The organism is Novosphingobium indicum, assembly GCF_014645195.1.
Classification (GTDB): Bacteria; Pseudomonadota; Alphaproteobacteria; order Sphingomonadales; family Sphingomonadaceae; genus Novosphingobium; species Novosphingobium indicum.
Window position 1 is genome coordinate 16220 of record NZ_BMLK01000036.1, and the last position, 14917, is coordinate 31136.

Annotated in this window: 11 protein-coding genes; 8 read left to right on the top strand and 3 right to left on the bottom strand. The window is 61.9% G+C overall.

The window, feature by feature from the left end; translation table 11 throughout:
* Positions 1 to 26: 26 nt before the first annotated feature.
* From IEX64_RS22075 to IEX64_RS22085, 3 genes are all read right to left on the bottom strand, one after another.
* A complete protein-coding gene (locus tag IEX64_RS22075; RefSeq protein ID WP_188823353.1) occupies positions 27 to 1514 on the bottom strand; it encodes a class I adenylate-forming enzyme family protein in 1488 nt (495 codons plus the stop codon).
* A gap of 96 nt (positions 1515 to 1610) precedes the next feature.
* The gene (locus IEX64_RS22080) at positions 1611 to 2795 is read right to left on the bottom strand and encodes a peptidase associated/transthyretin-like domain-containing protein (RefSeq protein ID WP_188823354.1); all 1185 of its coding nucleotides are present in this window, start codon (positions 2793 to 2795) and stop codon (positions 1611 to 1613) included.
* A 28-nt stretch (positions 2796 to 2823) separates the two neighbouring features.
* Positions 2824 to 3723: an IclR family transcriptional regulator gene (locus IEX64_RS22085; RefSeq protein WP_188823355.1), complete on the bottom strand. Its 900-nt coding sequence runs from the start codon at positions 3721 to 3723 to the stop codon at positions 2824 to 2826.
* A 162-nt stretch (positions 3724 to 3885) separates the two neighbouring features.
* Between IEX64_RS22085 and IEX64_RS22090 the strand changes: the two genes are divergently transcribed.
* The 8 genes from IEX64_RS22090 (at position 3886) to IEX64_RS22125 (ending at position 14675) form a co-directional block, all read left to right on the top strand.
* The gene (locus IEX64_RS22090; protein ID WP_188823356.1) at positions 3886 to 4413 is read left to right on the top strand and encodes a VOC family protein; all 528 of its coding nucleotides are present in this window, start codon (positions 3886 to 3888) and stop codon (positions 4411 to 4413) included.
* On the top strand, positions 4410 to 5648 hold the full coding sequence (locus IEX64_RS22095) for an amidohydrolase family protein (protein WP_188823357.1): 1239 nt from the start codon (positions 4410 to 4412) through the stop codon (positions 5646 to 5648). Before IEX64_RS22090 ends, IEX64_RS22095 begins: the two co-directional genes overlap by 4 nt.
* A gap of 25 nt (positions 5649 to 5673) precedes the next feature.
* Positions 5674 to 6450, top strand: a complete 777-nt coding sequence (locus IEX64_RS22100; RefSeq protein ID WP_229710645.1) for a class II aldolase/adducin family protein — start codon at positions 5674 to 5676, stop codon at positions 6448 to 6450.
* Entirely contained in the window at positions 6419 to 8086 is a 1668-nt protein-coding gene (locus IEX64_RS22105) for an aromatic ring-hydroxylating oxygenase subunit alpha (RefSeq protein WP_188823360.1), read from the top strand. The genes IEX64_RS22100 and IEX64_RS22105 overlap by 32 nt, the downstream gene beginning before the upstream one ends.
* Positions 8083 to 9561, top strand: a complete 1479-nt coding sequence (locus IEX64_RS22110) for an FAD-dependent oxidoreductase (protein ID WP_188823362.1) — start codon at positions 8083 to 8085, stop codon at positions 9559 to 9561. Before IEX64_RS22105 ends, IEX64_RS22110 begins: the two co-directional genes overlap by 4 nt.
* Positions 9562 to 9609: 48 nt before the next feature.
* A complete protein-coding gene (locus IEX64_RS22115; protein ID WP_188823364.1) occupies positions 9610 to 10881 on the top strand; it encodes a sulfotransferase family protein in 1272 nt (423 codons plus the stop codon).
* A 137-nt stretch (positions 10882 to 11018) separates the two neighbouring features.
* A complete protein-coding gene (locus tag IEX64_RS22120; RefSeq protein WP_188823366.1) occupies positions 11019 to 11324 on the top strand; it encodes a hypothetical protein in 306 nt (101 codons plus the stop codon).
* Between the two features lie 585 nt (positions 11325 to 11909).
* Positions 11910 to 14675, top strand: a complete 2766-nt coding sequence (locus IEX64_RS22125; RefSeq protein WP_188823368.1) for a TonB-dependent receptor domain-containing protein — start codon at positions 11910 to 11912, stop codon at positions 14673 to 14675.
* The last annotated feature ends 242 nt before the right edge of the window (positions 14676 to 14917 follow it).

The following is a 14917-nucleotide window of genomic DNA, read 5'->3' on the forward strand; positions in this document are numbered from 1 at the left end:
GAGCGCGCGCAGGCCCCGTCAAGCCGCTATCCTCGTGCCAACCGCTCCGCCAGCAGTTGCTCGATCTGGCGCCGGCTCACCTTGTTCGAATGCAGCAACGGAACCTCATCGCGGGTGATCTGGCCCCAGCCGCGCGGCACCTTGTAGGGCGACAGTTTCTTGCGAAGCTCACCTTCCAGCCACTGGAAGTCCAAATCGCGGGCATCTTCCGCGATAACCGCTGCGGCGACAAGCTGCCCCCGCTCTTTGTCGGGAATCCCGACGACATAGGCTGCCTGCACGCCGTCCAATGCCTGCAGTTCCATCTCCACCTCGGCGGGAGAAACATTTGAACCTGCCGCCTTGATCATGTCCCCGCTGCGGCCGACGAAGTGCACCCTGCTCCCTTCGCGCAAGCACAAGTCGCCGGTACGATAGTACCCATCCGCGCTGAAATAGGCCGCCCGCTCCATCTTGTGCAGGCCGGGTGACACAGGATAGCCCCGGATCTGCATCTCGCCGACTTCACCGTCCGCGACCGGGCGATCCTCCGCATCGGCCAAGCGGATCTCGTATCCATCGGCAAAATGATCCATCGGAGCGCACAGAGGATATCCCGGGGCGCGAAAATCGTCGGCATAGGAATAGGGACCCAGCGTTTCGCTCATGCCCAGTCCCCACCATGGCTTGGGCTGTCTGGCCAGCGCCTTCACATCGTCATCCGTCAGGACGCTGCCCATTGCCACCCGGCTGTTGTTGAGAGTCCGCTGAGGACAAACGACCGTCGCCCCCGCCTCCCAACTGGGCAGCAGATACATCATGAGCCCGCCCACCCAGAAAAAGGGAAGCTGCGCGGTGACTTGTGCGCCTAGTTCGATATTCAGCATCGAGCGCAGATAATGGCACCGGAACAGGACGGGGCCATGATTGTGGCGTACCCCTTTGGGCAGAGCCATCGATCCGGACGTGTAGATTTCCACGATCTGGTCTGTTGGATGAACTTCCGCTTCAACTGCCGCAAGCAGGTCCTCGCCAATACTTGCGCCTGCTTCCGCCAAACCCGCGATGCCATCGACCGGAACGGGCAAATCCGGGCCAGTCGAGACGATCCACCGCAAGTAGGGCACCTCGGGAAGTGCGATATGCCTGCGGGCCGACTGCGCGAGACCCGGCAACGCGTCCAGCAGGCGCTGGACATAATCATGGCCCAGGTATTCACGCTGCACGATCAGGCCACTGACGTCGGACTGCCGCAACACACGCACCAATTCGTTCGCCCGGATCATCGTGCTGATCGGGATTGCCACGGCGCCAATCCGCGCAATTGCGGCAAAGATGACGAGGAATTCCGGCGCGTTGCCGAATATGAACCCCACGCGCGCGCCCTTGCCGATCCCTTGAGCCAGCAGGCCTCGCGCGATCTGCGACGATCGCGCGTCGATCTCCCGAAAGCTTACACCGCCCCCGGCACTCTCGTCGCCGGCAAGCCGTATCGCAACGTTGTCCCCAAAAGCCGCCGCGGTGCTTCTGATCAACTCCGGGAATGTCTTCGCATCTTCAGGATTTAGCATAGTTCCAGTTTCACCATGACCTTGACGGGTAATTGCCCGGTATCGCGTGCCTTTTGCCGATCACCACAACGTGCGTTGCTGCAACGCTGCGCGGCGATCCCGCACGAGCTGCTCGCGCTCGGCCGGCGTCACCCTTGCGACGCCGCCGGGCAGTGCGGCGTGCAGTTCGCTAAGCTTCACCTTCGAGACAGTGGGGATCGGCTGGCTGTCACAGCCGGTCCAGCGCCCCTGAATGATGCCCCGGGGATGACCAGCGGTATCGAGCCAGTTCTTCACGCCAGGATCGCGGCCGGCCACGACGATGCGCAGCTTGCCATCGGGATCGGGGCCGGCCTGCGCCCCGTTAAGACTGGAATGATTGTTGTACCAATCAATCGTCTCGTAGATTTCATTCGTCAGTATCAGCGATCGATATCCGCATTTCTCAGGAATGGGCGACTCGATTACGAGCGCCTCGTCATCTGCGAGATCATAGGTTCCTTCGTAATAGAACTGCCCTTCCAGCGCGCCGAATTCGAGCGTCATGATCTTCAGCGAATTGATAAATCCCTGATCGCGCAGTTTCTCGAAATGATCGACGAACATCAACGCCAGGTAGTCGATACCCACCGGCAAGCGGCGCAGGCGCGCCTCGAGCGTCTCTGCCGGAGGCCGCGGGCGGCGAACGGGCTTGTCGACGCGCTCGATCGAGAGCGTCGGCTCAATTTCCCTGCCCCAGTCGGCGCTGACCAGGCGGATCATCAGTTGACTGGCGGCCGGACTGAGCTCCCACCAGTCGCCCGTATGGTCGGCCGGCTTCCCGGCGCTGAGCAGCACGTCGAAACGCCCTTGCGCATCGGTCCGCAGATCCGCCAGATTGAGATGTGCGCGCATCCCTGCGCCCGGTGCGCCTTGCGGGATGACCTGCGCCATGACCGCAAGTGCCAGCGTGCCGCGCCGCCCCCGCAGCCGGTAGCTGGCACCGGGTGTTATGATGCAACTCTTGTAGATGGTGTCGGCATTGGGCTGCCCAACATTCAGGACCTGGCCTATGGCCGGCAGGAACTGCGGGGCATCGCCATCGCCGCCGAGCGCCGCCAGGGCGTTCGATGCCAGCGATTCCAGTGCCAATCGCGCCACTTCCTGCTGCGTTTGCGCATCGTTGCGACGGGCCCCGGGTAGCCTGGCCAGCATGCGGTCAGGCAGCGTGGCCAGACTATCGATGAATTCCTGCCACCCCGCGACAGAAGAAACTCCTGCGGTCATTGTCAACTTCCCCTCTCCTTGCATTCGATCACCATGGCTTCGGCTTGCGCCCGCGGATTTCGCTGGTGACCAGATCCGCCGCCTGAACGAGCTTGGCGGCGTAACGCTCCATCTCACTCCGGCCGAGACCTTCGGGCAAATCGCTCATGACGATTTCCAGGCAGACGTCACCGTCGGGCGAAAACACCGGCGCAGCGACGTAGTTCACCCCCCTGCCCTGTGCCTCATCCCAATCCAGCATCTGGAATTCGCTTGCTGAGATCTCGCCCGCGCCGGTGATCGCGGCAGCGGACAGGACCTCTTCATCAGACTGGCCCGGCGCGATCACGGTAGCCTTGATCAGCTGGTGCAAACCTACGCCTTCCGCCGCCATGGAGAACCCGCGGCGGCGGATCGCGGGCATGGTCGCCAGCAGATGCTCGCGGATCTGAGGATCGAGGTAGGCAGCGCCGCGATCGAGATAGGCATCGATCTCGTCCGGGCTTCGCCATGCCATTTGACCGATCCCGATCGACGGAATGACCAGCCGTCTTTCCCCGACGAGCGCCAGGCCGTCATAGGTGCGCGGCGTTCCTTCCCGTCCGAGCAGGAGATATTCATTGTTGACGATGGCAGTCGCGCCGAAACCCACGTTGAGCTCCGCGTTCAGGCGCGCCATCTCGCGCCGGGCGATCGCGACTCCGGGATAACGATCAAGCGCCGCCTGACCAACGGCAACCAGCGCCATGCCCAGCGTGAAAGTCTTGTGCCTCGGATGGCGAGATACGAATCCGGCATCTGTCAGCGCTGTCATGACCCGGTGCGCGGATCCCTTGGACAGGTTCAGAAAGCGCGCGATTTCCGCCAGCGTGAAGGCTTCCGTCGCGTGAGCGGCAAGAAACGTGATGACCCTGAGCGGACGATGATTCGGGTCGGAAAAGTCGCTCATCAGTTTTCCCCATCCGGCGATCACCCGCGAGAATCCTTGACAAGGCCTGCAAGCGCACCATAATTCCATATAAAGTACTTACTGGTCCATATATGGACCACAATCACAGGTTGCAAGTGGAATTCGGCAGCCGGATGGCAGAACACGGAGAGGACACGGGACATGAATTTGATCGATCGCTTCGGCGACATCTTCCAGCTGAGCTACGTCGCCAGGGACCGCGACCGCGCCGTGGAGTTTGCAGCCGCCAAGCTGGGAATCGACAACTTCTTCTGCTTCGAAGGCAAATGTCCTGTCCGCACGCGCGGCAATGTTGAGGACCTGCTCTTGCGGGTCGCCGTCGCCAATACCGGCACCCATCAATTCGAGATCATCGAGCCTGTATCGGGCCCGACCTGGATCTACACCGAAGGGCGGGACCTCGACCGGCAAGCGCTGAGCCTGCACCATGTGGGGGTTGCCGTTATGGGTCCCCATTCCGTCTGGCAGGACACGATTGCGCAGCTTCGTGCCGACGGGGACGAAATTGTCCAGATTTCCGAACTCGCTCCCGGCGAGGAGCCGCAGGCCCTTTTCGCCTATGTCGATAACCGCGCTTCGCTCGGACATTTCACAGAATACCTGTGGTGGTCACCGGCCATGAACGGAACCCCCACCATGCCCACCCTCATGCAGGGGGAACGCGCATGAGCCGCCTGATCCTGAACAACGCCAACCTGCTGGACGGCGACAAGCCCGCGCGCAGGGCCAGCGTCGTAATTGCCGGCGAGCGGATCGAGGCAATCTCCGAGGCGCCCGTCGAGGCCCGTCCCGATGACCGGGCCGTCGATCTTGCGGGGAAGACGGTGATGCCTGGCATGGTCCAGGCGCATTTCCACGCGGCCTACTGGGAAGCCGGGGGCGCCCGGCCGCTTGGCCTTGAGGTTCATCCTTCGCACGCCGCGCTGCGCGCCGCTGCCAATTTCAGGACCGCGCTGGATTGCGGCTTCACGGGCTGCATCAGCGGCGGGGCGCCGCACGCGATCGACGCCTCGATGAAGCTGGCGGTTGCCGAGGGCGCCCAGATTGGTCCGCGCATCATGGCGGGCAGCCGCGATGTCAGCTCGACCGGCCACAGCGGCGACATGAGTTATTCTGCGTGGATGAAGATCGGCGCGGCGGGAGGCGTGCATTGCGCCGATGGCCCCGACGCGGTTCGCCGGGCCATTCGCGAGGAAGCGAAGAACGGGGCGGAAATCGTCAAGCTGTTCGTCACGCGCGGCCACGGCACTGGCGGCACGGGGGGCGAATGGGACATGGCCCCCGACGAGGTGGAAATGGCCGTGCGCACCGCGACGGAGCGCGGCATCAAGACGCGTGCCCATGTCGCCAACCGCGACGCGGTGCTGTTCTGCATCGAGAGCGGGGTTCACATCATCGACCATGGCGACGGTTTCGACGAGCGCTGTATCGAGCGCATTCTCGAAAAGGGTGCCTATCTGGTGCCCAGCCTGTGGTTCCCCAAACGCATGATGACGATCGCGCCGGGTATTCCCTACACCGATGCGATGAAGCCGGATTTCGATGCCATGGCGTCGATCCTGCCGCTCGCCAACAAGGCTGGCGTCAAGCTGCTGACCGGCGACGACTACGGCGCACGCGGCGTGGATCACGGCACTTATGCCGAGGAACTGATTCTCTACGCCAACGAGATCGGCATTCCCGCGCTCGACGTCATCCGCTGGGCCACCAGGAACGGCGCGGAGGCGATGGGTCTTGGCGGCCAGACCGGGATGATCGAGGCCGGCAAGCTTGCCGATTTCCTCGTCGTCGATGGCGATCCGAGCGTCGACATCACGCTGCTTCGGGATCGGGCAAACCTGCGGGCGATTTACCTTGGCGGGACCGCGATCAAGGACGAACTCCAGCCGCAAGCCGCCCGGTGAGGCGCGCGGAAAGGATGCGATGGTCATGACTGGCTACAGCGAGGGCGAACTCAGGCGCGATCTGGCCGCTGCGTACCGGCTTGTCGCCCTGTTCGGGTGGGACGATCATGTCGCCACCCACCTGTCGGCCCGCCTTCCCGACAACACGTTCCTGCTCAACCCCTTTGGACAGATGTTTGACGAGGTCACGGCGTCGAGCCTTATTCGCGTTGATTTCAACGGCAACGTCGTATCGCCCCGTGGCGGCGCGCTCAACATCGCCGGCTATACCGTGCACAGCGGTGTACTGGGTAGCCGTCCCGATGTGAACTGCGCTATCCATTTGCACACCCACGACGGCGTGGGCGTTTCCGCGCAGAAGCAGGGCCTGCTGCCGCTCAACCAGACCGCGATGCTGATCCATGGCGATCTGGCCTACCACGACTTTTCCGGTGTGGTCAGCCGCGACGACGAACGCGAGCAACTCGGCCGGGATCTGGGCGAAAAGAACCTCATGATCCTACGCAACCACGGCACGCTTGCCGTGGGAAGCACCATCGCCGATGCCTTCTACCGCATCTACACGCTCGAATGGTGCTGCACGACCCAGATCCGCGCCCTTGCCGGAGGCGCCGAGCTTAATTTGCCGAACCAGGAGGCGGTTGCGCGGGTTGGTGCGGCCATGAACTGGTCCAGTCCCGACCGATTTTCCCAGCGCGCATTCTGGCCCGCCATGCTGCGCAAGGCGCAGCGCCTTTGCCCGGGCTTTGACGACTTACAGGAGTTTGACGATGAACGAGATCACCGCACCCTTGCGCTCTGAACCGCACCCGATCACCGGAGCCGTGTATCAGGCGATCGGCGACGGCCTTGTCCGGGTCGAGGACAAGGCCAATGGCAAGAGTGGCATATTTCGCCACGACGGTACCTGGATCGAGGGCGATCTGACCCACGCAGACAAGCACTTGCTGGGCTATGTCGGTGGCCCGGATCTGCCGCCGGGGCACGACGTGTTGTGGACATTGATGCCCGCGCTTGAGGAAGACCTGCCGCCCTGGGCCGAGGCGCAAGAAGCAGCCCGGCAGGGGCAGCCGCAGCGTCCAAAATTTATCGCCAAGTACACCAATGACCCCGGCATGGAGACTCCCGAGGGGCTTCGTTCGGCCGCGCACGTGCCGCTCGAATTCTATCTCGACCACGACCGCAGGCCCGAACTCATTCCCGACGTTTACCGCAAGAGTTCGCCTGTCCCCGGCGGTCCCGAAAAGGTGCCGTCCGCACGCTATTTCGACCGCAAGTACCATGACCTCGAAGTCGAGCACATCTGGAAGAAGTGCTGGCAGATGGTGTGCCGCGAGGACGACATCCGCGAGGTCGGTGACTACCAACTCTACAAGGTGGCCAATCTCCAGTACCTCGTCGTGCGCACCGCGCCCGACGAGATCAAGGCCCTTGAAAATGCCTGTCTCCACCGGGGCCGCCAGCTTCGCGACTGTTCCGGCAAGAAGGCCACCGAATTCCGTTGCCCCTATCACGGTTGGCAATGGAAAATCGATGGATCGCTGCCGCTGATCCCGGCCGAATGGGACTTCAAGGGTGTCCGCAAGGAAGTGTCGCGGCTCCCTGAGGCCAAGGTGGCGCGATGGGGCGGGTTCGTTTTCATCAACCCCGATCCCGGTGCAATCAGCTTCGAGGAATACGCCGGGCCGGAAATGATGGAGCACTATGCGAAGTTCAAGCTCCAGAACCGGTACAAGCAGGCCGACGTCACCAAGGTGATCCGCGCGAACTGGAAGGTCGTGCAGGAGGCCTTTCTCGAAAGCTACCACTCGATTGCGACGCACCCCCAGTTGCTACTCCACGGTAGCGAATGCGCCGACATCCGCTTCGACTCCTTCGGCAACTGGAGCAGGCTGGGCCATGTTGGCGTCAGCGGCTCCTGCCCGCACCGCGGCATGACCCTGTCGAAGGAACAGGCACTCGACATCTACCGGCAGATTGCCGATTTCATGCGCGAAACGCTGCGCGACATGATCGGCGACGAAGTCGATCAGTATTCGGACGCCGAACTCAACGACCAAGGCTTCAACAACCTGTTTCCCAACACCAGCCCCTGGGGCGGATGGGCACGCGTCGTCTACAATTTCCGGCCCAACGGCGACAATCCCGACGAGGCGCTGATGCGGGTCATGTTCCTGGCGCCATGGCCAGAAGGCAAGCCCAAGCCGGAACCCAAGGCCCAGCGCTTCCTCGACGCGGACCAGTACTGGACGGAAGCCCCTGAACTGGCCTCGTTCGCCAAGATCTTCGATCAGGATTGCGGAAACCTGCCGCAAGTCCAGGCCGGACTGAAGGCCAAGAGCCAGCCCTGGGTCTGGATGTCAGGCTATCAGGAATCGATCATCCGCGCCTTCCACCACAACTACGCGACGCGCCTCGGACTGGAGGACGGCGAATGACGGCGGCGAGCTACACCCCGTCCCGTGCGATCCCTGCGGAGGACATCAGGAAGTGGGATCTTGAAACGGATGTCGCCATCGTGGGCTTCGGGATCGCAGGCGCGTGCGCTGCCATCGAGGCGCGCATGGCCGGCGCGGCCGTGACCATCTTCGAGGTGGCCGCCGCCGCAGGCGGCAGCAGCGCGATGTCGGGCGGCGAATTCTACATCGGTGGCGGCTCGGAAACCCAGAAAGCGGCCGGCTTTGACGATACTATCGACGACTTCCGGGCCTATCTGACCATGGCGTCAGGCCCTGGCGTCGATCAGCCCCGCGTCGACCGCTATGCCGAGAATGGCTTGGAACATCTCGAGTGGCTCGCAAAGCAGGGGGTTCCGTTCAAGGGGACCTACCTGCCGGGCCGGTGGCCGGAACCCCCGACCGACGACACGCTGATCTGGTGCGGCAGCGAGACGGCATGGCCGTTCCGTGATGTGGCGAAACCGGCGCCGCGCGGCCACACCGCTCAGGCCGTGGGCCGCGGCGGCGGCCAGATGGTGATGGACCGCTTGTCCGGAAGGGCGCTCGCCCTGGGCGTCGAAGCGCATTTCAGTGCCCGCGCGCTTTGCCTGATCGTCGGCCGCGCCGGCGACGTCCTCGGCCTCGTGGTGCGGATCGATGGCGAACCGCGCATGGTCAGGGCACGAAACGGCGTGATCCTCGCCAGCGGCGGTTTCATCGCCAATCCCGATATGCTGCAGCAGTACGCGCCGCGCGTGCTGGGTATCAACAGCTATCCCATCACCGGCGGCAATGATGACGGCTCGGGAATCCGTATGGGCCAATCGGTCGGCGGTGCGCTCACGCACATGGAGCAGTTCTTCGCCACCCGGACGACATTCCCGCCGGAAAGCCTGATAAAGGGCATTATCGTGAACGAGCAGGGCCAGCGCTTCATCAACGAAGACGCCTATCACGGCCGTGTCGCCCAGTACGCCTTGCGCCAGTCGAACGGACGGGCCTGGATACTGCTCGACAACGCGACATTCGCCCGTCCGGAATCGTTCCCGCAGGTCACGATTGCCGCCGTTGGCGAGACCTGGGCCGAGGTCGAGGCCGAACTTGGCCTGCCTGAAGGTGAACTGGTCCACACCGTCAACGCCTACAATCGCGCTGCTGCCGAAGGCCGCGATCCGCTGTTTCACAAGCAGCCTGAATGGCTGCAACCGCTGGCCGAACCGCCATTTGCCGCGCTGAGCGCCTGCATCCCCGACTGGCCGGCGGTGACCTTCACGCTTGGCGGACTTGTCACGCGGCCCAGTGGCGAAGTGCTCGATGCGATCGGCCAGCCCATCCCGGGTCTCTATGCGGCCGGACGCACCGCGTGCGGCGTGCCACGCTGGGGCGACGGCTATTCCTCTGGGATGTCCCTGGGAGACTCCAGCTATTTCGGCCGGGAAGCTGGCCGAAGTGCTGCGCGCGCAAGAGCAGCTTAGGCGGGCACGATACCGTAAAAGCAGACACAGCAACTGAAAGGGAGAAGCATGGCCGAGCGGATCGATATCGCCGACCTGACAGCGCCGCATCTGACCGATGCGCAAAAGCAGATGATTGCCGCAGCCGAGGCCGTTCCGTTCTTTCTGGAAGAGAACGCGGTCCTCGACGCCGCCCGGCAGGCCACCGGCCTGTCCGATTTCGGATCGGATGACTTCGTGGACCGGATGCGCCGCCTGATCGATGAATGGAACGGCGACACGCGCGCCTATGCGGTCAAGCGCCACTTCCTGATGCGATATCTCGTGCGCTACGCCACCAACCGGCTGCTGATCCACGACACGTTGAAGAAGCATCCGGAAATTCACGACGAGCAGATCGATCGTCCGATCATCGTCGTCGGGATGCCGCGATCGGGCACCACGCACTTGCTCAATCTGCTCGGCGCCGACACCCGCTTGAGGTCGACCCCGCTCTGGGAAACCTACGAGCCGGTCCGCAACCCGCTGGAACCCGACGCGCCCGGAGGCGTCGATCCGCGCTATGCGCGGTGTGCCGCCCAGTGGGAGGCATCCCGCACCGCCAACCCGCTCGCTGCCGCGATGCATCCCATGGAGCCAGACCACTTCCACGAAGATCTGGAACTCATGTGCGCTGACTTCGCGTCATACAATTTCGAATGGATCGCGCGATCGCCGAAGTGGAGGGACTTCTACCTCTCCACCGACCAGACGCCGCACTACGAATACATGAAAACGTGCCTCAAGCTGTTGCAGTGGCAGGATGTTCAGAAGGGGCTGCCGCGCAAGCGCTGGGTCACGAAATGCCCGCAGCATCTCGAACAACTGCCGGTCCTGAAAGCCGTTTTCCCGGATGCGACCGTGGCCATCACCTATCGCGACCCGGTGGAAGTCATCCAGTCGGCGATCACCATGATCGCCTATGGCGAGCGGAATTTCTACCCGCACATCGATACGCAAGGTCTGCTCGACTACTGGAGCGATCGCGTCGAGACATTGCTGCGCGCCTGCGTGCGCGATCGCGACGTCTGGCCCGAAAGCCAGCGCATCGACGTGCCGTTCGAACAGTTCATGGCCGACGACATAGCGGTCGTCCGCCAGGTCCGCGCCAAGGCGGGCCTGCCCGAAACCGGCCAGGCCAACCGTGAGATCGCCGATTTTATCGCTAGCCACCCCAGGGGAAAGCACGGACAGATCGTCTACAATCTGGAGCGGGATTTCGGGATAACGCCCGCCCAGCTCCGCAAGCGGTTCGATTTCTATTTCGAGGCCTACCCGTTCCTGCGCAGACCGTCCCGATAGCGCATCGCCCGTCCTGTCGATCGGCACTAAGATGTGCTCCAGGACTGGCATGAAGCCATGAGCCCGCACAATCGGACCTGAATAATAGCCGCGAAATTAGTTTTTTGCGGAGGCCAGTGCAGCATCGATCTCACAGCATGGAGTTCAAGCATCAGATCGTTCAGGCGCACCTTGGCGGCGAGACGGGCTATGGCATGGCCAAGCCTCATGAAATTTACCGCGAGCTGATCCGCGTCCGCATCGAGAATTACGATGTCGACGAGTTTGGCTATCAATTGCCGCGAGATTGGCCAACCTTGCGCGGAGCACCCGGATCTCGATCTTGCCCATGCCATGACCACGTTCCTACAGCCATGCTGGTCAACAAGCTGGCAAGCGCGCCATCGACCGCACCGCACGCGGATTCTACAACCTGCCCTTCCGACAACTGCGGAACGGCTTGAGCCGGCTTGATTGATACAGGCCGCCTGACTCGTGCCGGTATCAATAATTGATCTGTCGCCCAATCGCCATTCGCGCCAACGCAAGCCGGTACAGCATGGAATAAGGGCCGCCGTTGCAACGGACGGCATGACAGGTGGCACTTCGCCAACTTGATCGCTGCGGCGAAAAAGCAGGGGAACGCAATCACTGGCATTGACGGCAAGGCAATTGCACTAGCTGCCGGGGCGACACCGCCAACATTTACTCTCCAAATTCGCAGAGAGGTTGCGCCAAAGTGGCCGGAATTTCGCGCCAATCGAACGATGGTATCGCAAGACCGCCCGCCGATCGTCCAACTTGAGATCACCGCCAGCGCCCCCCTGGATGGCGATCGTCACGAGCTATTTAGATTACTTTACTGCACTATCTCAGGCTTGAAGAATCAATTTTTTTCCCATACAGAATCCTTTAATTAAGAGCCTGTTGGCCGAAAAGCATGGGGAATGGAGGCAATGCCTTGTATCGCATTGTGACACCTCTCCCCCAGTTTCGGTCAATTCCAGCGGCCGGCCAACGGCGCTGATATCGACAATGGGAGGATCAGGATGATGAACTGCAAGACTTCACGTGCAATTTGGCGTTTCACAATCAGCACTGCTATCGCGTCGCTCACCCCGGGGGTCGCTCTGGCACAGGCATCGGTGCCCGATGATCAGCAGGGCGCGCAGGAATCTGGCGCGGATCAAGTAACGAGCGAGCCGATCGTGGTGACCGGGACGTTGATCCGCGGCATCGCCCCCGCCGGCAGCAACGTGATCGGCGTCTCAAGCCAGGATATCGAGGCGACCGGCGCTTCCAGCACGAGCCAAGTTCTAAGCACAGTCCCCCAGGTCGGCAATTTCTTCAATGCTTTGCCCGCAGGCGTCTCGCCACAGGCGGGCGCCAACGCCAGCAACCCGATCAACAGGCCGAATCTGCGTAACTTGCCTGGCGCCAATACCAGTGGCGGCGCCCAGACGCTGGTCCTGTTTGATGGCCAACGCGTCGTTGGTGCCGGCATTCAGCAGGTGGCGGTTGACCCCGATATTATCGCACCCGGTGTCGTCGAGCGTGTCGATGCCATGACTGACGGCGGCTCGGCGGTATATGGTTCCGACGCTCTTGGCGGAGTCATCAATTTCATTACCCGCCGCAAGTTCGATGGCCTCCAGGCCAACGCCCGCTATGGTTTTGGAGAGAACTTCAAATCGATCGACGCAAGCGTAATGGCCGGCAAGGACTGGGGATCCGGCGGGTTCTATCTTGCCTATGGCTATTCACATCATGACAGTGTCTTTGGCTCTGACCGCGACTGGGTAAAGCAGGTCAACTGGGATACCGGCATTCCCACCGGCCGTAACTGCGCGGCACCCAATGTGACGATCGGTTCGACCAGCTATGTGCCGTCGGGATCGGGAATTACTGCTGGAGGTCCCAACGTATGTGACTATTCCGATAGCGTCGCCATTTATCCGACCTCGACGCTGCACACGGTTTTTGCGCGACTGTCGCAGAACCTTTCCGATTCGGTTCGCTTCGACGTGACGGCGCTCTATGCTAACCGCGCGATTGACGCCATCGGCGGAACGCTGGGCACCGGTGCACTCGGCACTGGCGCGACCGGACAAGCCACGCTCACAATTGCCTCGCCCTATTACCGCAACCCGGGCGACGCGAACGCAGGCCAATCGCAGGTTGTAAGGTTCGACTACAGCCCGCTCTTCGGCGCGCGCTCAGCAACCCAGGAGACTGATCTCGACACGTGGCGGATCGCTCCCTCCGTGTCGGTAGAACTCGGATCCGACTGGGAACTGAGCGCGTTGTTCAGCTACGGCCGTGCAAACACTTCCTTCAGGAACGCCCAGATTAGCGCTGCTGCCCAGTCCGCAGCGCTCGCAAACGGCTCGCTGAACCCCTACGATGTCGGCTCGGCGAGCACTGCGCTAGCCTCGAGCCTGCTACAGTATGCGCGTGGAACCGGTCGGAACGAACTGTTCGACTACCGAGCTATCCTCAATGGTCCACTGTTCACCTTGCCGGGTGGCGAAGTGCGTGCGGCGGTCGGCTATGAACACATGCAGGACAACTTCCGGCGCCAAACCACCAACGCATCAACTTATGTGTTTCAAGATCCAACAAGCTACACACAAAAAGTGGACTCTGTCTTTGGTGAATTGCAGGTTCCGATCATTGGCTATGATAATGCCATGCCCTTCCTTAACGAGCTGACGTTGTCTGCTTCAGGGCGCTATGACAAGTACAACGATTTCGGCGACACCTTCAATCCCAAGTTCTCTGCTACATTACGGCCGGTCGAATGGGTCGCCATCCGCGCCAACTGGGGTAAGTCATTCACGGCTCCCTCGCCGGTCGACCAGCTCGGCGTTTTGGCGTCAACCGTGCAGACAGTTCCCGCAGCATTCCTGCGCACGCCTTCCGGCGTGACCGCTGCGCCAGGCGAGACCGGCCTGTTCGTTGGGGGCACCGCGCCGGGTCTCCAGCCGCAGAAGGCCACCAACTGGTCTGTCGGATTGGAAGTCGAACCTCCGTTCATCCAAGGGCTGACGCTGAACGCCAGCTACTACAACATCGATCTATCGGGCACGATTGGCCGGCCGGTCACCAGCGCTGACTTGACTGACTACTATGCGAACTTCCCTCAGCTTTACTCGGTGCGTCCGAGCGGTCAGGAACTGGCAGCCTACCTGACTCAGTTCAATCCGGCGAACGTGAGCTTCACGGTTGTCAACCCGACATCAACAAGCCAGGCCCTGATCTCGTCCGGGGGTGTCGTCTCGCCGGTCCTCGTGACCCTGGACACTCGCTCGCGCAACCTGGGCACCGCGCAGCTGGATGGCATCGACTTTAGCGCCAAATACGTGCTCGACACCAGGATCGGCTCCTTCGATGCCAGCGTATCGGGCAACTACAGGCTCAGTCAGAAGTCGCAGGCGCTGGCTTCGCTGCCAGTGTCAGACGACCTGGCCTTCAACACCCCGGTTTTCCGCATGCAGGGTACGCTGGGGACCACGATTGGCAGCCTGCGCGCGCAGGTCATCTGGAACCACACATCCGGCTACAAGCGCGGCAACGTTGAATTCGGTCAGACCCGCGTCTCCTCTTTCGATGCCATCAACCTGTTCTTCAAGTATGACGTCAAGTCAAAGTCGGCCCTGACCGACGACCTGTCGTTCACTTTGAATGTCCAGAACCTCTTTGATGTGGCACCGCCTGAATTTCGCAGTGCCACCGGCATTGGCTACGACACCACTTTGGGCAGTGCGTTCTCGATCGGCCGGATCGTGCAGCTAGGGGTGAGCAAGAAGTTCTAAATACGAATGACGCTCAATCCTTAAGTCCAGCCGGCCCACTCTCTCCCGGGCCGGCTGGACACCTTTTCGAGTTGAGATCGACTCAGCCGTTCTTGGTAAGTCTTTCGCAAAAATGAACCCGGAGCGACAACACGCTCTTGCTTCTATGGACAACCGGGTCGTGGCATCGTCCCTTAACAGGCTGCTGAAAAAGGAGCTTGCCTTGAGGTGACATTGCTGATTCCAGGATGGCGTAGAGTTGT